This is a genomic window from Agrilactobacillus fermenti (assembly GCF_021030645.1).
Lineage (GTDB): Bacteria > Bacillota > Bacilli > Lactobacillales > Lactobacillaceae > Agrilactobacillus > Agrilactobacillus fermenti.
In genome coordinates this window covers 1-21,731 of record NZ_JACGCJ010000034.1, presented here as the reverse complement: position 1 = coordinate 21,731, position 21,731 = coordinate 1, and the positions used below count along the sequence as shown (strand labels likewise).

Genomic DNA, 21,731 nt, shown 5'->3' with positions numbered 1-21,731 from the left:
CTCATTATTATTTGTTGCTAGCGAATTGACTTCGCAAATGTTTGTTAGACCAAAAGGTCTAGCCTGCACATTTGGTGTCGAAATTTTGTTCAGTTTTCAAAGGCCTACGTTCGTGAAACAACTTTTATATTATATCAAGTGTTTCATTCGATGTCAACATATTTTTTCAATTATTTTGAATAAATATTCAACATTCATTTTAACAACAAAGAGTGCTGATGCGTTATTTGTCAACGCTTGAAGCAGTTAAGCAACCTCTGTCGTAACAACGTTTATTATAATATCAAGATGCGAGGCCCACGTCAAGGAAAATTTGTAAAAAAAATCAAACCCGAACGATTTCAGATCATTTAGGTTTGATTGTATGAATATTCATCACTCTACATCAGGTACACCAAAGTCTTTTTCAGCTTGACGCAACCAGCTTGGCATGTTCGTAGATATAGGCTGAAACCCGCTATCAACATACCGATTTGTCCAATAATGCTTTTTACACCATTTCGTGCCAATGTTTGGGTCTTTTTGTAAAGCTCTTACTGAAAGGCTGATTTTTTTAGAGTACTCATCAATATCTAGCACTAAAACTTCAATATTTTGTCCAATATGAAACAAACTTTCTAGATTGCTGACATAGCCATGAGCACACTCAGAAATATGAATCAGGCCTTGAGTTGTCTCATCTAATGAAACAAAAACACCATAATGCTGTATTCCCGTGATTGTTCCATTTAGTACCTGGCCAATACGATATGTCATTTTACTGGGCCTCGGTTATATCGACACCTAAAATTACGACATCCTTCAACGGTTTATCGGCAGCATCACGTTTTGAATTGGCAATTTCGTCAACCACAGACATGCCATTAACAACTTGACCAAAAACGGTATGACGAAAATCTAACCACGGTGTCCCACCGTTTTTATAAGCAGCAATAATCTCTTCAGGGTAGCCTGCGTCTTTAAGCTGCTGAAACATTTGTTCATTAACATGCTCATTATTTACAATGAAAAACTGACTGCCATTAGTATTTGGGCCAGCATTAGCCATTGACAACGCCCCACGAATATTGAATAACTGTGGTGTGAATTCATCTGCAAAAGGTTTATGCCAAATACTTTCACCGCCAGTACCTGTCCCAGTGGGATCACCGCCTTGAATCATGAAATCAGGAATCACCCGATGGAAAATAATATTGTCATAGTAACCATTTTTAGCTAAGGAAACAAAATTTTCCACCGTTTTAGGGACAAGTTCATCGAATAACTGAACTTCAATATCCCCCATATTTGTGTGCACGGTCGCCTTAGTGCCTTTTACTTCATCTAAATGTAATTGCGGAAAGTCCATAAAAAAACTCCTTCTACTTTTTATTCCAACATATAATATAATGTAACATAACTAAAAGCAAAGATACGCATCATAAAGCTATAAAAAACGCGCGTTTTATGATAATCTGTAAATGCTTTTAACTTTTTTGAAGAAAGAGGCGTTATAGAGATTGTCTCAACACATTTATGATATCACAGTTATCGGTGGTGGCCCTGTCGGCATGTTTGCAACTTTTTACGCTGGCTTGCGTAATGCCGATGTCCATTTAATAGAAAGTTTGCCGCAACTTGGTGGGCAAACTTTAGCTTTGTACCCAGAGAAGGAAATCTATGATGTTGCAGGTTTCCCTCATATTAAGGGGAAGGATTTAGTCAGTCAATTAGAGCAACAAATGGCTGCTTTTGAACCCAAAGTTACCTTAGATACATCGGTCAAGACATTGACACAAGACGATAATGGTGTTTTTGAAATTGGCACGGATCAAGAAACTTTCTATTCTAAATCCGTCATCATTGCCATTGGTACCGGCGCATTTGCACCTCGCAAATTGGCTTTTGATTATGATCCCGCTTTAGAGGGCACTTATGTCAATTACTATGTCAACGACTTAGCCGATTTTAAGGATATCGATGTTGCTATCGCTGGTGGTGGTGATTCAGCCATTGACTGGGCTTTAGCACTCAATGAAATTGCAAAGTCGGTGACGATCATTCATCGCCGCGATAAATTCAGGGGCCTAGAGTCTAGCGTTGAAAAAATGAAACAATCGACGATCAACATCAAAACACCCTACCTATTAGATGATTTAACTTTAACCGATCAAAGACTAAATATTGGCCTAAAAAAAATGAAGTCCGATGACCATGAAACGATCACAGCTGATAAATTATTAGTGAACTACGGCTTTACTTCTGATAGCCGGATCTTAAGGAATTGGGCAATCGACTTAAAGGGTGCTGACGTAAAGGTAGACCACAACATGCATACAAGTCGGGAGTTAGTTTATAGTGTTGGTGATAGTGCTTATTATGAAGGTAAAGTTAAATTGATTGCCACAGGTTTTGGTGAAGTACCGGCAGCTGTTAATGATGCTTTGGAAACACTCTACCCAGAACGCAAGCAACCCCTTCATTCCACATCAATCTTTAATTAAGGAGTGAGCCGCCAATGGCTGAATCACCGATTGATCTCTACGAACACAGTATTCAATTATTACAGCAAGAAAATGTATCTATCAAAAGTATTGCTGAGCTCGTTTATTTCTTGCAAAAAGATTATATTCTCGATCTAACGATAGAAGAATGCATCGATAATGTTCTAGTAGTTCTTAAAAAACGCGAAGTCCAGAATGCTATTATGACTGGTGTTACTATTGATGAATTGGCTCAAGCAAAACAACTGCCGGAACCATTACAGAAAATTATTGAAACCGATGAAGGCTTATATGGCGTGGACGAAATCGTCGCCCTTTCAATCGTCAATGTCTATGGTTCCATCGGCCTAACGAATTATGGCTATATCGATAAGATCAAACCGGGGATTTTGGCCGAATTAAATGCTCATAAACAAGGTGAAGTGCATACCTTTTTAGATGATATTGTCGGTGCAATTGCCGCTGCCGCCGCAGGTCGAATGGCCCATAGCCACCCTAATGATGAAGAGGATATTTATTAACAAAGTCGTGCAAAGCATCATATTTACTTCACCAATTCTTAAAGATTTTCAGTTATACTCAATTTACAAATAGGAGGTAATGCATGACTCAACTTATCGATTTTATCCTGCATATTGATCATCATTTAGTCACATTAGTGAATACTTTTGGCAATTGGACTTACGTCATTCTTTTTTTAATGATCTTCATTGAAACGGGTATTGTTATTTTCCCATTTTTACCTGGTGATTCATTGCTATTCGCCGCCACAGCATTGGCAGCCAATCCAAACTATCACTTAAATACACCGTTGTTGTTTTTGATTTTCCTCGCAGCCGCTATCATTGGCGACACCGTTAACTACGAAATTGGCCGCCATCTCAGTGATAAAGCTTTAGAAACGAATTTCTTTGGTCGGCTGATCAATCGGGACAAACTAAAGGTGGCCGAAGACTTCTTCGATCGTCATGGGGGTAAAACAATTGCCATTGCTCGATTTATCCCCATTGTGCGGACGTTCGCACCTTTTGTTTCTGGCGGCAGCCACATGAATTATCGTCATTTCATACTCTATAACTTTATTGGCGGTTTTTTATGGGTCACGCTATGTGTCGGCGCTGGTCACTTTTTCGGTAATATTCCTTTTGTTCGTGATCACTTTTCACTAGTGGCCATTGCCATTGTTGTTATCTCTGTTTTACCTATGGTTTTCGTCTTCTTTAAAAACAAATTTCAAAAATCTAAAGTTGAAGTCCCAAAAGATTAACCTAAAAAAGCTTATCATCACGGCTAAAATCAGTCGGATGACAAGCTTATTTTTTTAGATCAGACACATGTTTTATGCGATAAAGGCCCAATAACATGGCCGCTTCAAATAAAACAAACGCTAAAATAAAACAATGGCTAAAAAAACTTTCTGGTAAAACATTAATGATCGGATCTGTGCTGGGATCAAACAGCCAATTGCGATTGCGGAAAAATAAATGATGAAAAGTAATGAAAAAACGGTCAAAATTAATACTTGCTGCTAAAGCAACCATTATTGGCACTAAAAATCCCATTTGAAATGGCAACTTTAATTGCCATAGTTGACCAGTTCGACGCCATTTCCGCCAAATATGAATTGCTAAGGGCACCAATACCAGCATCAATAAATCATTCAAAATAAATAGTTGCTTTACATCTCGAAAATGAGCAATACCGTTTAAAGAACTCGGAAAATCCATCATCCGCAGCTGTGTCAGCCAAGGAAAATGCAAAAAAGCCATTAGTTGAACATAATTATGGTACAAACGGCCTAAAGGCATATTTTCTAATTCAGGTAACTGCTGAATATGCGCGTCGATTGGGTACAAAATAAAAGTACTCATAATCGTTACGAAAATGACACTTGTCAATATGACCATCAAAATGCAGGCTTGCCCACACCATCGCTTGAATCGCTGCATCTTAAACCCACTCATCCAATGACTCAACCACGTAAGTTGGTTGTTGCTTCCGATCGGCCAAATCTGCACGCTTACTATAACCTGTTAAAACTAGAAGCGTATCCACATCACTATTAAAGCCAGCTTGGATATCAGTATTTAAATTATCCCCAACCATTAAAACTGACGATTTAGGTAAGCCAATCTTTTTCAAGGCAGCAGCCATGATTGGTTTTTGTGGTTTACCAATGTAAAAGGCCTTCTGCTGTGTTGCCGTTTCTACAAGTGAAATTACTGAACCGGCTCCTGGTACTAAGCCACGTTCATTGGGTAAATTTGTATCTTCATTAGTGCCAATAAAAGTCGCACCGCGTTTAATGGCTAGTGTTGCTAATTCGAACTTATGATAAGTCACGTCATAATCTAGGCCAACAACGACATAATCGGGGTCAACTTCATTGAGTTTAAATCCTTCGCTAAGAATTGCTTTCTTCAAACCCAACTCGCCAATAATATAAACACTGTGCTCTGCTGGCTGCCCGTTGACTTGATCCGTTAAATAACTGGCTGTTGCAAGGGCTGGCGTATAGATCGTATCTGGGGTGACATGAATGTCATGGTTTTCCGCTAAATTGGTTACGACTGCCTCAGGGGTTTTAGTCGTGTTGTTCGTCAAAAATAAGAACGGCTTGCCGGCAGCTTGTAAACGCTCAACAAAGCGCTTTGCTGCAGGGATCCGTTCTTTGCCTTTGTAAACTGTGCCATCTAAATCAATAAAATAGCCAGCGTAATCTTTCTTATCCACAATAACACTCCAAATAAATTTATAATTTTTTAATTCTGATCATCATCAAGTTGCCGCATGGTAAATGATTTCCGCTTTGGCGCTTGCCTTTTGGGCTGAGCAACGGCCTTCTTACGGGAATCAACTTTGTGATGATCATTAGCAACTCTAGAAGTTGGGCGTTGACTTTGATTGCGTGCCCGGGCCGACCGCCGACGTTGCGGTTTAGCATTACGGCGAATATCACGTTCAGGTAATTTTCCAGTCCGTTTGACAATAAAGTACGCACAGCCAAAGTTACAGTATTCATACAAATAATCTTGTACAGTCCCAATAAGTTGGTCACGATTGGCGTGGTGATTCCCATCTTGATAAAACCCCCGTAGCCTTAATTGGTCATACCCCCAATCTCCAAGGATATAGTCATACTTATTGAGTACTTCACTATAACGTTCATTTAAAGCATCAAGGTTAAAGGCATCCTTGTAATTGACCACAAGCTCATAATCCACGCCATTGATCATTAGCTGCCCATCTAAGACTCGAGCATACTTAGTCAATTCTGGCGTTGACACAGTTTCGTCTAAAATTTCGTTTAGTTTGCTGACGGCGTCTTTTTTCGGCGTCTTTTTTTCATTTTTTTCTGTCAACGGCTTGCCTCGTTTCTAAACTGGATAGTGTTGTTGTAAATAATCAGCAACAACATTACGCAAAAATTCAGGGAAAAGAAATTCATTTTCACCCACGATCTCAATTGTAGGAAAGAATGGAATAAACAAATAGTGATCTAAAACAGTAATTGTATAAGTCTGTTCAGGATTAAGCTCTGACCCATGCCACAAAACGCGTCGTGTTCCTGGTTCAATAGTTAAACCATCATAAACCAGTTCACCAAACAACTTCCCTCGAAAACTCATACCTTTAATTGGAAAATGACGTAAAAACAACCGATTCTTCTCCATCTCCATAACTAAACGCCATAAATCATAACCACGTAAGGTGACCCGCAATAAATGCATTGGATGTGGCATTTGATCATGCAGATCATCCATTGTTACTATACCCGCCTTCAAATCACGTAAAAATAAGCCTTGATTTAAAATAGCCACTTCAGTTTGCCCCTTTACTCTTAGGGCTTTCAAAGCTAAGTGAATCATATTCGTTGGTCGGTCAATCGCTGTCACCAACGGTTCAGGTATGTTGGCGATTTTTACTTGCCGCAGTAACGCATGACCTCGATGCGCGTAGTCTTGAATTTCAGTCTTGTCTTCAGGTTCTTCAGGCAGTTCACTGGTTTTTTGGACAGTCGCTACTGTTTGTATGATATGATGTTGCGCATCTAAATTCAAAGTCATCTTACCAATGTACTGACCATATTTCCCGGCAGCGCCTAACATTGTATGCCCGTGCTGTTCACCATGAGGTAATAAATGATGTGTATGTGAGCCGAGAACTACGGCCAATTCTGGAAAGTGCTTTGCCAAATAACGATCCATTTCAATACCTAAGTGAGAAAGCACAACAAAAATATCCGTTGAAGCTCGTGTTTGCGCTAAAATATCTGGAAGCACATCTTGAACCACGCGTGGCTGCCAGCCATTCGGTTGGTAAGTTAGGAAGAATGGTGCCGTAAGACCGATAATCGTCACACGTGTGCCTTGTTTTGTCGTCATTTGTTTATAGGGCTGAGCAAATTTAGGTCGTGAGCCATCTTTTTCAAACAAATTAGCTAAGACCACATCAAAATTGGCGTGATCATATAAGTGCTCCAACTGAGCATGACTGTTGCCGATCCCCTCATTATTACCAATCGTCACAGCATCATACCCGATTTGATTTAATAGCGCAACATTAGATTCACCATTCGTTGCTTCGGTCAAAGGATGGGCCCGATCTTCTGCATCACCAATATCAAAAACCAAGACTGTCTGCCCTGCTTGTGATTCTGTAGCTTGAACAGCCTGAATATACCGTCGAATTCGCGGCCAATTTTCTAAATGTGAATGTAAATCATTCGTATGGACGATCTCAATTGTCTCTGCAGCCATTACTGTCAACTCCATGAATCGTTTTATACCTAGACGGTGAACCTAACTAATGTCAATCGTAATGAAACAACGAACCCCCGTCAAGCACCATTTATATGTGCTTTATTCTCTCATTAATTGTCCTGCATTGCTAGGAGAAAATAATTCATATTAAAAAAAGACACCCTATTTTGGCTGTCTTTTGCCTGATCCATAATTTTAGTTTGTTTGAATTAATGAAATCAGCATACTTTCAACTGTTTGTAACGCTTCAGCTTTTACTAAGGGTACCAGCTGCGGCATCAAACTGTAATTGAAATAATCCTGAGACAATTGCTGCTGTTGGTATTTGCGGAAAGCAAGAATTAAAATTGCAGCAACATCTTCTTGATACTCAGATTTGGTCAATTCCAGTACCCTACTTCTTAATGCCATTAAGTTTCGCTCACCCAGCAAACAATCCCCTCCAATAACAATGATATAATTAGTATAACGAACCCAAAATTAGAAATCAATGTGAAAATTAATATTCACTAATTTTTTTGTGCTAATAGCTGTTGCTTCTTTTGAATGATCATTTCAATCTCTGATCCCGTAAGTGGCGTGCCAAAGGGTAATGGTGCTGGCAATAGCTCCCGTTCTGGTGCATCCACCCCAACATTAATATTTAGCGCCGTTGGCATCATATTATGATGAATATGTCCGTGAAGATTATAGATTTGGGTTGCAATGCCCAACAACAATGGGTAATGCGTCAAGTAATATTGAGCATGGTCAAATTTGATCAGCGCACCCACATCTTCAAATTGATACTTCGGCTGCCCATTTAAATCGTAATTGTGCTGAGCAATATATTTAAACAGCTCCCGAGCGTCATGATTACCTTTAATGAAAACAATATGACCATTCAAGCGTTTAATGAGGGTATAGACTTCTGACGGCTTTGGAAAATTACCCGGTCGTAATGCTATATCCCCCAAATGATAGACAGTATCTTTGTCAGCTACACGAGCGTTCCAGGCTGTGATCATTTGTTCATCCATTGACGCAACATCAGAAAAATGCCGTGGTGCAAAATCATTGGGCGCCAATAATTGAGCATGAAAGAAATGCGTATCAGAAATATAGTAAATCATATCTAGACTCTTTTCTATTTCTTAAAATTAAACTTACGATTCGAATTTTATCATTAACAGATGTCAAAAAAAATAAGCCTAATCTCTAAGCTTATATCGACTGGCCAGGTTGGATTCGAACCAACGACCCACAGATTAACAGTCTGGCATTCTACCACTGAACTACTGGCCAAAAAATAAATAAATGTATATGTATAGCATAAATATTAAAAATGAGAAAACTATGATATCCTCTCTTACTGGCCAGGTTGGATTCGAACCAACGACCCACAGATTAACAGTCTGGCATTCTACCACTGAACTACTGGCCAATCAACAAAAAATATAATATCAAATATTATCTAATCTGTAAAGGGTAATCTTTAAAATTTGTTGTGAAAAACAATTCATTATGAGAACTTCTTTAACCAATATGGTTTTCTTTTAGAATTTGTTGAAAAGCCGTTTCAATTTTACCAGCGGGCTTTTGCCACTCTTCCCAGTGGTCAAAATCCTCCGCTGGAAAAGTATAAGTATCATTAACGTATTGTTCATAAACTTTGACCGCCGTTGATTTAGGAATGTTTAACTGCAAAATTTTAACTTGCTTGATAAATCCTCGAATGGCTGCCAATTCAGCGCGTCCATTCATAAAAATGTTGGCGACTTCATAATACTTACTACCATCCAAGCGGGTAATTTCTTCAATCAAATTCAAATCTTGATAACTTTGTGTCAAGCCATTTACCTCCAGCTATGATTCGGGATGTATAGTAGCCCGAAACTCTATTTCATGGTATGTTTATTAGTTGTAATCAAAATTGAGGAATAGTGTTTAACATGAAAAAAAATCAACCAAAACAACTAACATTACTTTTAAGTTTGTTCGCCTTACTCAGCGTCTTTTATTTTACCACAGGATTTACAGTTGTGGGACACCGAGGTGATCCAATCAATGCGCCAGAAGAAACTTTTCAAAGTTTTGATACCGCCTTTTCTGAGGGAGCTAATTACGTCGAATTAGACTTACATCGTTCTCAAGACGGCGTATTGGTCATTTCTCATGACCGTAATCTGCAGCGTGTCACCGGCCAAGGGGTCATTGTTTCCCAAATGCCTTTTGGACAATTGCAAAAACTCCATAGTGCTAATGGCGAACCCATCCATAGTTTGGATGAGCTTTTTGCCCATTATCAAAACCAGCCTAATACCAAGTTTTTATTAGAAACAAAAAAGACAAAATCTGGCAATCCCAAAGATATGGAAGCACTGATCACTGCCGCGGTTAAGAAATACCATATGGAAAATCGTGTCATGATCCATTCCTTTTCCTTAGAAAGCTTGCGTCAAATGCAGACCTTACTGCCGAATGTCCCTCGTATCTTTATTGTTGGCAGCTTAAAACGCATCAATTTCGATGCCTTGCAATATGTTACCGGCATCAATATTTCTTCCGAATTGGTCACGCCGCAACTAGTTGATCAATTGCATTACTTGGGCAAACAAGTTTATATTTGGGACGAAATGACCGAAAAACAGCAAAGTTGGAATAAAATCGTTAATTTGCCGATTGATGGTGTGGTTACGAATTATCCCGCTGTTGGTGCCAGCTATCAGCAAAGTAAAGATGATGCCCGCATTCGCAACATTGATGAAGCCGTCACCTTAGTTAGCAATCATCGCGTGCCTACTTATGAGAATCCGTATCGAACTGAGTTGACTCAAGCACCTTTGAAACCCTTTCAAATCGTTAAAGCAACCCAGGTCGTCAATTTAGGTGCGCAAACATACTATCAAATCGGCGAAAATCGTTTTGTTTCTGCAGACGCATTAAATAACGCAGATGACTTATTATATAACATAAACTATTTGAACAAGACCCTCCGCCTAAAACCAGAAACATCGATGCAAGTCGCTTATCATTCGCCGCTTTATCCCCAGCAGACCAGTGGCTTAATTTTCCCCAATCAAAATTATCGCATACAAGCCGTCCGGCGAATTGCGAATACACTTTGGTTCAAACTCGCTAGTGGCTGGATCCAAGGAGATAAAGTCTTGGTAGATTTTAACAATCAAGGCCACAATAATGACTTTGCCCTCAACTTATTTTTACATGAGCATAATGATCAACGACCAAATAATGTTGATTTATTAGCCTCATTGCCAAGCTTGACCCACTTGAAAGTGTCCACCGCTAAAAAGCAAAGTACTGTTTCCCAACAGCTCACCAGCTTTTGCCCCACATCACAAATGAGTACGATACTTTATCCCCTGACGACTAATCTTAATATTAAAGGATGATATTTATGTCTGTAGATGAAACTGTCAACCATGAAGCCATTATTCGTCGGGTTCGTCAAACGATCCCGCCCAGTGAAACCATTAATGATATGACCCAAATGCTCAAAACGTTCGGTGATAAAACTCGAGCTACCATTCTCTATGCCTTATACGAATCGGAATTGCGAGTTTTGGATATCGCCAGTATTTTAGATATGTCGCAAAGCTCGGTATCCCATCAATTACGTGCTTTAAAAGAAGCCAAACTAGTCAAGAACCGTAAAGTCGGTAAAGAAGTGTTATATTCGCTAGCAGATGATCATATCATCAACATTTTCCGCTTAGTATTGGAACACGTTAATGAAATTGAGAATCATAAAAAACGCTCATCAGATACAAAAAGCTAGCCAAATGATGCCGAACTGCATACAATACTAAAGAGCTCATAAAATTTAATTTGAATAAAAGCGAGGGATTCACATGACAATCAATTGGCAAACCGCGATCCAAGACTACCAGGACGACTTAATTCGCGATCTAAGTGAATTATTGGCAATCAATAGTGAACGTGATATTGAACATAAAACATCAGATTTTCCTTTAGGCCCTGGACCAGCAAAGGCTTTACAAAAGATGTTGGCTTTCGCCGAGCGTGATGGCTTTGCGACTAAAAACATCAATAATGTTGCCGGACGCATTGAATTTGGTTCCGGTGATCAAATATTAGGTGTATTAGGCCATGTCGACGTCGTTCCAGCAGGTGAAGGTTGGCAGACAGATCCTTTTACACCGGTCATTCAAGATGGCAAAATCATTGCCAGAGGTACTTCAGATGATAAGGGCCCTGTCATGGCCGCTTATTACGCCTTGAAACTTCTAAAAGATCAAGGTTTCGAACCTAAACAAAGTATCCACTTTATCCTAGGTACGGATGAAGAAAGTGAATGGGTCGGTTTACATGAATATCTCGAACAAGAGCCCACACCAGATTGGGGCTTTTCACCTGATGCTGAATTTCCAATTATCAACGGTGAAAAGGGCATTGTTTCTTTTGTATTGACGCAAAATTTAACGCACGCCGAAGCTGGTACTTATACCCTTTTGACTTTCAAAAGTGGGATTCGCGATAATATGGTGCCTCATTCAGCTCAAGCACGTGTGCAGCATGACTTTGATCCAGATTTTGAAGCAGCTTTCGATCAATATTTATCGACCAATCACCTAACAGGTTCAATAACACATACGGGTGGCTATTATGACTTATTACTACAAGGACAAGGTGCCCACGCGGCCAATCCTCAAGAGGGCCGCAATGGTGCTACATTCCTAGCAAGTTTCTTGAATCAATGGGCATTTGATGCTAGCGGACAGCAATATCTCAAAGTCATCGCAAATGATCTACATGAAGATATCTATGGCCAAAATATCGCTATTGCTTACCGCGACGACTTAATGGACCCACTAACAGTCAGTGCATCAATCTTTAACTACGATCGCGCCAATAGTCAAGCCAGCATTCTATTAAACGTGCGTTACCCTCAAGGAACCACTGTTGAACAAATGACCCAACAACTAAGTAATCATTTTGGCGCACAATTTAATATTGCCACAAAAGGTCATTTTGAAGTGCCCCACTATGTGCCAGGAAGTGATCCGCTAGTCAAGACTTTACTGAAAACCTATGAAGATCATACTGGTCAACCCGGCGAAGAAATTATCGTTGGCGGCGGAACATACGGCCGTATTTTAAAACGCGGAGTTGCATTCGGAGCTCAATTCCCGGGTCGTAAAGATCTTATGCATCAGCCTAATGAATTAATGTATATTGAAGATATTTTAAAAGCCAGTGCTATCTATGCTGATGCAATCTATCGTTTGACACAAACTGCTGAATAATTTTAAATAAATTAAAATGATGTGTTTTTCGGAAACTAGCTGTTAAGCTAACTTCTGAAAATCACATCATTTTTTCTTGATCATTTAACTATATACAACCTCAAATTCTTCACAAACAACCATCATATTATCTGTAAATTGCTGATCCACTGTAGCTAACTCCTCAGCAAAAAACTTTTCATGCGCGGAACGCCAATAAGCTAGCGAACGATCGCCCTCACCTTCTTTAGCCGCATGTTCAGCAGTCACATCCTTAAAAGGCGTAACATAAACTTTGGTGGTTCGGATAACGCAAACTGGCAGCTGTGAACCATTCAAAACAATACTTAGGTCCCCTACCTGTGGCAAGGGTTCATTGGTCAGCTCGTATAATAAATAGTTAGACGCAGTTGCGGTCTTCTTGCCTGCCAGCACTAGATCTGCCAACTCGTCGGCCATCTTAGCACCCGAGCCGAACGCCCAAGCTTGAAATTGTTCGGGTGCTTGTGGATTTATCTGACGATAATTATCCCAAAATTGTTCAATCCGATTTCGTTGCATACCAATACCCCATGTTTTTCAGAATTTTAATTTTAGTATAGCATAAACTCACACGACTTGATTGCTTAATAATTGTGGTAGATCCGTCAAATGTGCGATTTGATAAATTGGGTGGATCGAACTATGATTTGGCACAAAATCAGGGTTATACCAAATTGTATCTACATGAGCATTCGTACCACCGAGTATATCAGAAGATAACGAATCCCCAATAACCACCGCTTCAGCTAATTCAAAATTAGGAATATGGGCAAAAACATAATCAAAAAAAGATTTTGCTGGTTTTTGATGACCAATTTCTTCGGAAATAAATAGATCATCAAAATAAGAAATAATACCGGCATCATCTAATCTTTGCCGCTGTGTTGCGCTAATACCATTTGTGACTGCAAAAAGCCGAAATGATTTAGCCAATTGTTGTAAAATGAACTTTGCATCTGGTAATAACTGATGACCTTCTTGTAGGTAACCACGATAAATCTTACCCGGATTCAGTCCATGTAATGGCACCCGCAGCTTTTGGAAAAATAATGGAAACCGGGCCTCTAACAATTCTGACCGGCTGATTTCATCCTTTTCATACATTTGCCAAAGTTTTTGATTGAATTGATGATATTTGCGCCGAATATCCTGTGTTAAGGGTATATTTAATTGTTCAAATAGTCGGCTTAGGGCTGCTGCCTCTGCTGCATCAAAATCAAATATTGTATTATCTAAATCAAATAGTAAAAATTTATAGCTCACAATGGCCTCCAAATTAACGAGATTATTTTTTTATTATACGCACCATTAATTTAGAGAACAACTCAAACAATGTCGACAAACTAAAACTATATTCTAATTTCATTCTGTTATATAATGACATCTGTATGAAAAAAGGTGGGAAGCATTTTGAAAGAACCACAATCATGGTGGCAGAAATTACAAAATCTTTTCAAACGAATCGGTAATTTCTTTACATATGAAATCAAAGCAGTTTCTGATGAACAGACGATTGACCCAACTGAGCTATCAGTCTGGCAACGGATCCGCTTTTATTTCAACGTCACGATCAGCTCTTTGAAAACAGTCTTACTAATTTTATTAAGTTTCCTAATCGTCTTAGCAGGATTGGGTATTGGTATCGGACTAGGCTATTTTGCGTCATTGGCAAGCCAAGAAGAGGTCCCCAGTTATCAAGCAATGAAGAATCAAATTGAAGATTCTAATGAATCGGCAGCCTTTTATTTTGCTAAAAATGACAAACTTGGTAATTTGACAACCGATCTAATTCGGACACCAGTAAAAAGCAATCAAATTTCGCCTTATTTAAAAAAGGCAATCGTTGCTACGGAAGATGAGTATTTTTACCAGCATCATGGCGTCGTACCGAAAGCAATTTCACGGGCATTACTTTCAGATTTAACCGGTCTTGGCACACAAACTGGTGGCTCCACTTTGACCCAGCAACTGGTTAAAATGAAAATTCTATCTTCAGAAACGACCTTTAAACGTAAAGCCATTGAAATTTTACTAGCTGTCCGATTGGATAATTACTTTACAAAGTCAGAAATTTTGACAGATTATTTAAACGCTGCAACTTTTGGCCGCAATAATAAAGGCCAAAACGTTGGTGGTGTTGAACAAGCTGCTCTAGGGTTATTCAACAAACATGCGGCTGATCTTAATTTAGCTGAATCTGCGTTTATTGCTGGCTTGCCCCAGAGTCCTTCTGTTTACACCCCCTATAAGCAAAATGGAACTTTGAAAAAAGATATTTCAGCTGGCTTGGATCGCAAAAATACGGTTCTTTTTCGAATGTATCGTCATAATGACATTTCTAAGTCTGAATACGATGCTGCCAAAAAAGTCGATCTTAAAGCAGAATTCCAACCTAAAACGGAACCTCAGCCTGAAAACCGCGGCTATGGTTATGTTTATAACTTGATCACCGTTGAAGCACGCGATATTTTGATCGACCAACTGATTCATGAGGATGGAAAAAATGTCACAACTGTCCGCAAGAACAAAGATCAATATAATACGTATTGGAATCAAGCCGATCAGTTATTACGGCAAAAGGGGTATCGTGTGCATAGTACCATTGATCGAAAACTCTACGATGAAATGCAAGTGGCTTCGAAACAAGCCGCCCCTTATCTTGGCACCTCGAAAACATCAACGATCACGGATCCAGTGACACAAAAACCAACTCAGTTTACCGAATACGTTCAAAATGGAACAGTGCTATTGGATAATCAAAGCGGTGCTGTCCTAGCTTTTGTTGGGGGTCGTAATTTTTCAAAATTCCAATTAAATCATGCTTTTGATACTAAGCGTTCCCCTGGTTCATCAATTAAACCGATGTTGGTTTATGGACCCGCTGTCCAAAACAAGCTGATCAATACGCAATCGATGATCGCCGACTTTCCAGTAAGTTTCCATGGTTATTTCCCAACAGATTTTGGGCAACAAATTCAAAATCGCTTTATTTCAGCAAGTGAGGCGTTAGCAGAATCCTATAATATTCCAGCGGTTAATCTATACGATGCCCTACAGCGTGGCAAGAATACGAAAAAGTACATGTCTGAAATGGGCATTCATCTATCTGATAAAGAATACAGTGAATTAGGTATTGCTTTAGGTGGTACCAAAAATGGTGTCTCTGTTTTACAGCAAGCTAGTGCTTTCTCTACTTTTGCCAATCAAGGCACCCACGTAACGCCCCACGTCATTTCAAAGATCACGGATCCATCTGGCAAAGTGATCTACCAAGCACCGGCAACTAAGAGACAAGTCTTTTCTAAGAGCACAGCGTACATCATGCAAAAGATGTTGAATGGTGTGGTTACCAAAGGTACGGCTTCAACACTTTCTTACCAATTACCGTTTTCTGAGAGTGATTTGATTGGTAAGACTGGTACTTCTAATGATTATCGTGATATTTGGTTCATTGGTTCCACCCCTGGCGTGACAATGGCCTCTTGGATTGGTTATGATAACTTTTACGGTCATAACTATACTTTAAATAAGTCTTCAAGTGATGCCAATTTAACTTACTGGTCTAATATTATTTCAGCTTTATACAAAACTAATCCTGAAATGTTTAAATTAAATCAAAAGATGAAACAACCAAGTACAGTTAAAACGGATACGGTTTTAGAAGATACGGGCACAAAGTCTGGTGCAATTACCTATAATGGTGCTAATGCCCATGTCACCGGAAAAAAAGTCAAAGCCTACTATAATGATGAGCTGCCGAAAGATGTCAGTTATCAATTTGGTATTGGCGGCACAGAAAAGAACTATAAATTATTCTGGAACCATTTCTTTGGTGCAAGCAATGACTATGGCATTACTTCTACCTACACAGGCAAGACTGTTCGAGACCCAGATGATTCGGTTGAAGACGACGCCTCTAAGTACTATTACAGCAATGGTTCTTATGGCACTTATGGGAGTTTTGGCAGTGGGACCTACAGCGGCTACAGTCAAGGTAACTACAATAACACTAATGACAGCGAGCAAAATAACTATAATAACTACAATTACTCAGGTTCTGGCTTAAATTCCAATTCAACCTATGGGACTTATAGCAGTAACAGCAACACAGCTACGAGTTATAACGCCTACCGGTAAAAATAACTCGTATTGGAACCAAAAATAAGGGTAACCAAAAAAACACCTAAAACAACGAAATGAATTATTTTGGTTGTTTTAGGTGTTTTTAATTTATATTAAAGCTGCTTTACTTAAACTTTCTTGACCTACTGTACTGTGTTTTGGATAAAATCGAGTACCCTTGTCTTAACTGCCGGTGCAAAAAAACGGCTGTCAATATGGTTGCCCGCTTTTAAGATCAGTAATTCTGAGCGAATCTTTTCAGCCTGTAACCGTTGATAAAGGCGTTTGCTTTGATCCAAAGGAACCCAGTGATCGCGGTCACCTTGTAGTAGAAGTGTCGCTGGTACCTGATCAGAAACATAGTTGATCGGGCTAGCCGCCTGGAATTTTGCCGCATCAAAAGCCATGACACCTAACAGATTTTTTAACGGTGCTGAATACATGAATTGTGCTGCTTGTGGCACCCGCTGTTGATAGCCTTCCCATAAAGCTACCAAATCACTAGGGGCGTAGTAAGCAACAACATTTTGAATCTTAGGTATCGGCGGCAAATCAAGTGTCATTAACGTTTTTTCTTGCGACGTATAACCCGTCATTAAGGCCAAATGTCCACCTGCTGAATCTCCCATCAGCGTAATTGCTTGCATATCTAAATGATAAACGGATTGCTGTTCCGTTAGATAATTAATTGCTCGACGGACATCGCAGATTTGAATTGGAAAAGTGCCCTCCATACCCATATGATAATCAATACTAGCAACCACATACCCAGCTCGCGCTAAATAGGTCAGCTCTGGTAAATACGCGCTACGATCACTCATTTGCCAACTGCCACCCGACAACCAAATAACTACCGGATGCCGTTGTTGCTGCTGATTATAGTCAAACGGCAACAATAAACTCATCCGCCAATCACGCCTAGTTTGCCCAAACCAATAAGCTTCATTTTGATAAGTGATTTCTGGAATCAAGGTTACCCGCCTATGTTGTTGATCTGGAATCGATATATATTGCATCAAGGCACAACCTTTCAATTAAATTTGACATTTTAATGAGTAAATACTAAAATTACTCTTATCATTTTCTTATTTTATTAGGGGGCTTCATCATGAATTCAGCAAGTGAACTACGACCTGGTGCCAATCGTTATGTCAGCGGCGACCATATCTTAGATGGCCTAGAAGATTATTTAAAAGATTTCGGGACGTGCGCCGTAATTACTGGCAACCAGTCTTTGAGCGTCTTCGAAAACTTTTATCAAAAAACGTTACCGTATCAAACTTATCTCTACGATGGGACGGCTAGTGATGAAAATGGCCAAGTCTTAGCGGAAAAAATCGGTCAGGTGGATACCATTATCGGTATTGGTGGCGGCCGTCTGTTAGATACGGCTAAAGTTACAGCTGAGAATTTAAAGGCTAATTTTGTTTCAATTCCCACATTAATTTCTAATTGTGCACCCTATACCCCAATTGGTGCCATTTATCATCCAGATCACACATTTAAACGCGTGGCTTATTTCAAAAAAGCCCCTGATTTAACTCTTGTAGACTGGACTTTGCTTTTACAAACGCCCAAAGCCTATTTGGTAGCCGGCATTGGTGACACCTTAGCCAAATGGTATGAAATTGAAGGTCTCACACGCAAACTAGATGCGACGGCTAAAACAGCTTTTATCCGACTAGGTATTGCCAGTGCCAAAGAAATTTTAAATATCTTACTCAATGACGCTTCGGTGGCTTTAGCAAGTCTAGCCGAACAACAATCAACGCCCGCCTTTGGTCGAATTGCCGATACGGTTATTGGCTTAGCGGGTACTGTGGGTGGTTTTGCTGCTGAATATGGTCGCATGGCTGGTGCCCACGCTGTCCACAATGGTTTATCGTATATTGAAGCCACCCATAAAATCTTACACGGCAATAAAGTAGCTTACGGTATTCTCGTCCAGCTTGCTTATACAGGTGACTATGATGAGATCCGTAAATTAAAGCCATTTTATGACAGCGTAGGGTTACCAACCAACTTATCTGGTCTAGATGTTGCTGAAGGTGATCAAGCTAATTTACAAAAGGTTGCTGCTTTTGCGGCTAGCGACCATGAGAGTTTTAAATTATTAAATCCTCAACTCACGTCAGCGGATGTTTTAGAAGCCATTCATAATGTGGAAGCGATTGATCAACAAACGATCTAGTCCACGAGACAGCAGAGGTTCAACGACCATGATTTACAAGATTCATGCTAGCTGTTTCAATTAATTGTAAAATAAATAGAGAGAGTGAGACAAAAGGCGTTCAGTGGCCGAGCACTAACAAGAGTCACTCAAATGGTGGGCCTTTCCATTTGAGTGATTCGTAGTTAAGTGAGGACATTGCCTTTTGGCACACGTTTAAGCAATAAATATTCGTAATTAACAAGTGGCTGAAAACAAAACGTTAGTTTTGTCTCAGCCACTCTGTTTAATTACCACCAATTTAACTTTAACCATGTGCCAAAATTTACGGGTGACAAGCACATTTGTCACAATTATTTAAGCTTTTGTTGACTCCCGTTGCACCATATCATAAGGCAACAAAATTGTTTTTTCATCAATTTCTTCCTTATTCATCATCTTTGTCAAAAGCCGCATTGCAACTGCACCAATGTCGTAAAGGGGTTGACTGATCGAAGTGATTTTTGGCCGTACCATTTCGGTTAGGATCGTATTATTGCTGGTGATGATCTGGAATTCCTCCGGCACTTTAATGCCATGGTCGATCATGCCATTCATCACACCAACAGCTAATTCATCATCGATCACATAAGCTGCGGTCGCACCAGCTGCTTGCAATTGCGACCAGAGTGCTTCCCCTGCTTTATAGCTATAATCGGTTTCAAAAACCAAACTGTCGTCAAATGGCAGCTTGTTCGCTTTAAGGGCTTGCTTATAACCTTCTAAACGATATTTTCCATTAATAGGGTAGTTTAAGTCACCACTGATAAACGCAACCTTTTGATTGCCATCCTTGATCAGTTTATCGACCACATGACGCGAAGCTTCAGTGTAATCAATATTCACACTGCCCACTTGTTCATCAGGATCGATCGTACCTGCCAAAACAACTGGTGTTTTAGCACGGGAAAATTCAGCGCGTACTTCATCAGATAATGTATGACCCATATAAATCAAACCATCTACTTGTTTGGCAAATAGGCTGTTCAATACTTGAATTTCCTTAGGCCCATTTTCTTCAGAATTCGCTAAAATAATATTGTATTTATACATCGTTGCCACATCATCAATCCCACGAGCTAACGAAGAGAAATAAATATTAGTCACGTCAGGAATGATTACCCCAACGGTTGTTGTTTTCTTACTAGCTAAGCCACGGGCAACTGCATTTGGCCGATAGTCCAATTCCTCAATAACTTTTAGTACTTTTTGTCGTGTTGCTGGTTTTACATTTGGATTTCCGTTTACAACCCGCGAGACTGTTGCCATTGAAACATTCGCTTCACGGGCAACGTCATAGATTGTAATTGTTTGTTTATCCATGTCGTCGTACCCCCATCATTTTCATTTGTCAGAAATAAATTTAACATTGTTAAACCAAAAATGCAAGCGTTTTTATGAAATTTTCATGAAAACACGGTATTTTTTTCGAACCTTGTTTTTTGAAAATAGGTTCAAAAACCTATGCTATACTTAAAAGTAAAAGATGAAAAAGGAAGTTTTGTCATGGAAAATTTAGACAAATTACGTCAATGGGCGCAAGATCAACAGTTAGATGTCGTTTATATTAGTGATCCAGTAAACATCAATTACTATACTGGTTTTTACAGTGAACCTCATGAACGGACTTTGGGTCTATTCGTATTCGCTGATCAAGAGCCATTTATTTTTGCCCCCGCATTGGAAGTCGAAGTTGTAAAAGCCACTGGTTGGCCTTATGACGTTTATGGTTATCTTGACCACGAAGATGCTTATGCGATGATTGCCGATCAAATCAAACGGCGTGTCGCTAACCCAATCAAATGGGGTATTGAAAAAGCACAGCTGCAATTCAAACGTTACGAGGCTCTGATCGCCCACTTTCCAAACGCCGAATTCGATATTGATGTCACTGACTTCGTCGCCCATCAAAAACTTTTCAAAACCGATGCTGAGATTCAATTAATGATTGCTGCTGGTAAAGAAGCCGACAATGCCTTCAAAGTTGGTTTTGATGCCGTTTCTAGTGCACGCACCGAACAACAGGTCGTCGCAGAAATCGAATATGCGATGATGAAACAAGGTGTGATGCATATGAGTTTTGACACGATTGTCCAAAGTGGCGCCAACGCTGCGAATCCTCACGGTGCCCCACTCCCTGAAAAAATTAAGCCTAATGCTTTAGTCCTGTTCGATTTGGGGACTAATCATAAGGGCTACATGAGTGATGCTTCTAGAACCGTCGCCTATGGCAAGATCGATGATAAATCACGTGACATTTATAAAGTCTGCTTAGAAGCTCAATTAGCGGCTATGGATGCTGCAAAACCAGGTATTACCGCAGCTGAATTGGATCAAGTTGCTCGTGATATCATCACGAAGGCGGGCTATGGCGATTACTTTATTCATCGCTTAGGCCATGGTATTGGTATGTCCGACCATGAATTTCCATCCATCATGGCTGGCAATGATTTAGAATTAAAACCCGGCATGTGCTTCTCAATTGAACCGGGTATTTATATCCCTAAGGTTGCCGGGGTCCGCATCGAAGATTGCATTCACTTGACTGAAACTGGTAACGAACCATTTACCCATACAACTAAAGAATTAATCGAAGTACCTTTATAAAAGTTGCTTTAATGTCATCAGAACACTCAATTTAGTTTCGACGAAGTTGAAGGGCCTCATTATTATGATGATTTCTAGTATGTGTCAGAGATAAAACAAACATTTTGTTGCCGCCTACTAGTCATTTTCTCCAATCGAGTAGGAGACCCTAACGGGTCGGCCTCTCACACCACCGTACGTACGGTTCCGTATACGGCGGTTCAATAACTTAAGCGTTTCTGAATAGACTGGTACGTTGTGGACAGATTGATAAGTCCAC

The 21,731-nt window shown here is 39.7% G+C and carries 22 protein-coding genes and 2 tRNA genes; 9 read left to right on the top strand and 15 right to left on the bottom strand.

Translation table 11 applies throughout. From position 1 onward, the window contains the following. Nucleotides 1-375: 375 nt before the first annotated feature. Nucleotides 376-756, bottom strand: a complete 381-nt coding sequence (locus FHQ08_RS11000) for a CvfD/Ygs/GSP13 family RNA-binding post-transcriptional regulator (RefSeq protein WP_230914463.1) — start codon at nt 754-756, stop codon at nt 376-378. Nucleotide 757: 1 nt separating this feature from the next. Further along, the gene (locus tag FHQ08_RS10995; RefSeq protein WP_230914462.1) at nt 758-1,348 is read right to left on the bottom strand and encodes a peptidylprolyl isomerase; all 591 of its coding nucleotides are present in this window, start codon (nt 1,346-1,348) and stop codon (nt 758-760) included. 151 nt (nt 1,349-1,499) lie between these two features. On the opposite strand from FHQ08_RS10995, the gene FHQ08_RS10990 reads away from it, so the two are divergent. The 3 genes from FHQ08_RS10990 (at nt 1,500) to FHQ08_RS10980 (ending at nt 3,750) form a co-directional block, all read left to right on the top strand. After that, entirely contained in the window at nt 1,500-2,483 is a 984-nt protein-coding gene (locus FHQ08_RS10990) for an NAD(P)/FAD-dependent oxidoreductase (RefSeq protein ID WP_269073946.1), read from the top strand. Nucleotides 2,484-2,497: 14 nt separating this feature from the next. Then, a complete protein-coding gene (locus FHQ08_RS10985) occupies nt 2,498-3,004 on the top strand; it encodes a phosphatidylglycerophosphatase A family protein (protein WP_230914461.1) in 507 nt (168 codons plus the stop codon). 83 nt (nt 3,005-3,087) lie between these two features. Next, a complete protein-coding gene (locus FHQ08_RS10980) occupies nt 3,088-3,750 on the top strand; it encodes a DedA family protein (RefSeq protein WP_230914460.1) in 663 nt (220 codons plus the stop codon). Nucleotides 3,751-3,796: 46 nt separating this feature from the next. Here the strand turns inward: FHQ08_RS10980 and FHQ08_RS10975 are convergent, their stop codons facing one another. The 9 genes from FHQ08_RS10975 to FHQ08_RS10935 form a co-directional block, all read right to left on the bottom strand. Then, on the bottom strand, nt 3,797-4,447 hold the full coding sequence (locus FHQ08_RS10975) for a TIGR01906 family membrane protein (protein WP_230914459.1): 651 nt from the start codon (nt 4,445-4,447) through the stop codon (nt 3,797-3,799). Continuing rightward, nucleotides 4,434-5,216 (bottom strand): TIGR01457 family HAD-type hydrolase, encoded by a 783-nt coding sequence (locus FHQ08_RS10970; RefSeq protein ID WP_230914458.1) that lies wholly within the window; start codon nt 5,214-5,216, stop codon nt 4,434-4,436. The genes FHQ08_RS10975 and FHQ08_RS10970 overlap by 14 nt, the downstream gene beginning before the upstream one ends. 29 nt (nt 5,217-5,245) lie before the next feature. Next, nucleotides 5,246-5,845, bottom strand: a complete 600-nt coding sequence (locus FHQ08_RS10965; RefSeq protein WP_230914457.1) for a YutD family protein — start codon at nt 5,843-5,845, stop codon at nt 5,246-5,248. Between the two features lie 15 nt (nt 5,846-5,860). Then, complete coding sequence (locus FHQ08_RS10960) at nt 5,861-7,243, bottom strand: bifunctional metallophosphatase/5'-nucleotidase (protein ID WP_230914456.1); 1,383 nt, start codon at nt 7,241-7,243, stop codon at nt 5,861-5,863. 198 nt (nt 7,244-7,441) lie between these two features. Continuing rightward, nucleotides 7,442-7,678: a hypothetical protein gene (locus FHQ08_RS10955; RefSeq protein ID WP_230914455.1), complete on the bottom strand. Its 237-nt coding sequence runs from the start codon at nt 7,676-7,678 to the stop codon at nt 7,442-7,444. A 77-nt stretch (nt 7,679-7,755) separates the two neighbouring features. Continuing rightward, a complete protein-coding gene (locus tag FHQ08_RS10950; RefSeq protein ID WP_230914454.1) occupies nt 7,756-8,358 on the bottom strand; it encodes a metallophosphoesterase in 603 nt (200 codons plus the stop codon). 100 nt (nt 8,359-8,458) lie between these two features. Continuing rightward, nucleotides 8,459-8,530 (bottom strand) — tRNA-Asn (locus FHQ08_RS10945). A 67-nt stretch (nt 8,531-8,597) separates the two neighbouring features. Continuing rightward, nucleotides 8,598-8,669: transfer RNA gene (locus tag FHQ08_RS10940), tRNA-Asn, on the bottom strand. Nucleotides 8,670-8,761: 92 nt separating this feature from the next. Continuing rightward, entirely contained in the window at nt 8,762-9,076 is a 315-nt protein-coding gene (locus tag FHQ08_RS10935) for a hypothetical protein (RefSeq protein WP_230914453.1), read from the bottom strand. 101 nt (nt 9,077-9,177) lie between these two features. On the opposite strand from FHQ08_RS10935, the gene FHQ08_RS10930 reads away from it, so the two are divergent. The 3 genes from FHQ08_RS10930 to pepV all read left to right on the top strand — a co-directional run bounded on the left by FHQ08_RS10930 (nt 9,178) and on the right by pepV (nt 12,513). Continuing rightward, nucleotides 9,178-10,638, top strand: coding sequence for a glycerophosphodiester phosphodiesterase (locus FHQ08_RS10930; RefSeq protein ID WP_230914452.1), 1,461 nt, complete (start codon nt 9,178-9,180; stop codon nt 10,636-10,638). Between the two features lie 5 nt (nt 10,639-10,643). Next, nucleotides 10,644-11,024: an ArsR/SmtB family transcription factor gene (locus tag FHQ08_RS10925; RefSeq protein ID WP_230914451.1), complete on the top strand. Its 381-nt coding sequence runs from the start codon at nt 10,644-10,646 to the stop codon at nt 11,022-11,024. Nucleotides 11,025-11,097: 73 nt separating this feature from the next. After that, nucleotides 11,098-12,513 (top strand): dipeptidase PepV, encoded by a 1,416-nt coding sequence (gene pepV, locus FHQ08_RS10920; RefSeq protein WP_230914450.1) that lies wholly within the window; start codon nt 11,098-11,100, stop codon nt 12,511-12,513. An 84-nt stretch (nt 12,514-12,597) separates the two neighbouring features. On the opposite strand, the gene FHQ08_RS10915 is transcribed toward pepV, so the two are convergent. After that, on the bottom strand, nt 12,598-13,053 hold the full coding sequence (locus FHQ08_RS10915) for an ASCH domain-containing protein (protein WP_230914449.1): 456 nt from the start codon (nt 13,051-13,053) through the stop codon (nt 12,598-12,600). Nucleotides 13,054-13,101: 48 nt separating this feature from the next. Beyond that, nucleotides 13,102-13,797, bottom strand: coding sequence for a YjjG family noncanonical pyrimidine nucleotidase (locus FHQ08_RS10910; RefSeq protein ID WP_230914448.1), 696 nt, complete (start codon nt 13,795-13,797; stop codon nt 13,102-13,104). A 147-nt stretch (nt 13,798-13,944) separates the two neighbouring features. On the opposite strand from FHQ08_RS10910, the gene FHQ08_RS10905 reads away from it, so the two are divergent. Next, nucleotides 13,945-16,671 carry a transglycosylase domain-containing protein gene (locus tag FHQ08_RS10905; RefSeq protein WP_230914447.1) on the top strand — a complete coding sequence of 909 codons (2,727 nt, stop codon included), beginning with the start codon at nt 13,945-13,947 and terminating at the stop codon, nt 16,669-16,671. 128 nt (nt 16,672-16,799) lie between these two features. On the opposite strand, the gene FHQ08_RS10900 is transcribed toward FHQ08_RS10905, so the two are convergent. Then, nucleotides 16,800-17,672: an alpha/beta hydrolase gene (locus FHQ08_RS10900; RefSeq protein WP_230914446.1), complete on the bottom strand. Its 873-nt coding sequence runs from the start codon at nt 17,670-17,672 to the stop codon at nt 16,800-16,802. Between the two features lie 92 nt (nt 17,673-17,764). On the opposite strand from FHQ08_RS10900, the gene FHQ08_RS10895 reads away from it, so the two are divergent. Next, a complete protein-coding gene (locus FHQ08_RS10895) occupies nt 17,765-18,847 on the top strand; it encodes an iron-containing alcohol dehydrogenase family protein (protein WP_230914445.1) in 1,083 nt (360 codons plus the stop codon). Between the two features lie 336 nt (nt 18,848-19,183). Here FHQ08_RS10895 and ccpA read toward each other — a convergent pair whose 3' ends face one another. Next, nucleotides 19,184-20,188 (bottom strand): catabolite control protein A, encoded by a 1,005-nt coding sequence (ccpA, locus tag FHQ08_RS10890; RefSeq protein ID WP_230914444.1) that lies wholly within the window; start codon nt 20,186-20,188, stop codon nt 19,184-19,186. Between the two features lie 183 nt (nt 20,189-20,371). On the opposite strand from ccpA, the gene FHQ08_RS10885 reads away from it, so the two are divergent. Beyond that, nucleotides 20,372-21,472, top strand: a complete 1,101-nt coding sequence (locus tag FHQ08_RS10885) for a M24 family metallopeptidase (RefSeq protein WP_230914443.1) — start codon at nt 20,372-20,374, stop codon at nt 21,470-21,472. Nucleotides 21,473-21,731 lie beyond the last annotated feature (259 nt).

Bases quoted from the DNA above. Each gene is read 5' to 3' on its own strand.
- pepV (WP_230914450.1), top strand. From the start codon at position 11,098: ATGACAATCAATTGGCAAACCGCGATCCAAGACTACCAGGACGACTTA.
- FHQ08_RS10930 (WP_230914452.1), top strand. From the start codon at position 9,178: ATGAAAAAAAATCAACCAAAACAACTAACATTACTTTTAAGTTTGTTC.
- FHQ08_RS10950 (WP_230914454.1), bottom strand. From the start codon at position 8,358: ATGATTTACTATATTTCTGATACGCATTTCTTTCATGCTCAATTATTG.
- FHQ08_RS10975 (WP_230914459.1), bottom strand. From the start codon at position 4,447: ATGAGTGGGTTTAAGATGCAGCGATTCAAGCGATGGTGTGGGCAAGCC.
- FHQ08_RS10925 (WP_230914451.1), top strand. From the start codon at position 10,644: ATGTCTGTAGATGAAACTGTCAACCATGAAGCCATTATTCGTCGGGTT.
- FHQ08_RS10960 (WP_230914456.1), bottom strand. From the start codon at position 7,243: ATGGCTGCAGAGACAATTGAGATCGTCCATACGAATGATTTACATTCA.
- FHQ08_RS10980 (WP_230914460.1), top strand. From the start codon at position 3,088: ATGACTCAACTTATCGATTTTATCCTGCATATTGATCATCATTTAGTC.
- FHQ08_RS10915 (WP_230914449.1), bottom strand. From the start codon at position 13,053: ATGCAACGAAATCGGATTGAACAATTTTGGGATAATTATCGTCAGATA.
- FHQ08_RS10985 (WP_230914461.1), top strand. From the start codon at position 2,498: ATGGCTGAATCACCGATTGATCTCTACGAACACAGTATTCAATTATTA.
- FHQ08_RS11000 (WP_230914463.1), bottom strand. From the start codon at position 756: ATGACATATCGTATTGGCCAGGTACTAAATGGAACAATCACGGGAATA.
- ccpA (WP_230914444.1), bottom strand. From the start codon at position 20,188: ATGGATAAACAAACAATTACAATCTATGACGTTGCCCGTGAAGCGAAT.
- FHQ08_RS10895 (WP_230914445.1), top strand. From the start codon at position 17,765: ATGAATTCAGCAAGTGAACTACGACCTGGTGCCAATCGTTATGTCAGC.
- FHQ08_RS10995 (WP_230914462.1), bottom strand. From the start codon at position 1,348: ATGGACTTTCCGCAATTACATTTAGATGAAGTAAAAGGCACTAAGGCG.
- FHQ08_RS10885 (WP_230914443.1), top strand. From the start codon at position 20,372: ATGGAAAATTTAGACAAATTACGTCAATGGGCGCAAGATCAACAGTTA.
- FHQ08_RS10900 (WP_230914446.1), bottom strand. From the start codon at position 17,672: ATGCAATATATATCGATTCCAGATCAACAACATAGGCGGGTAACCTTG.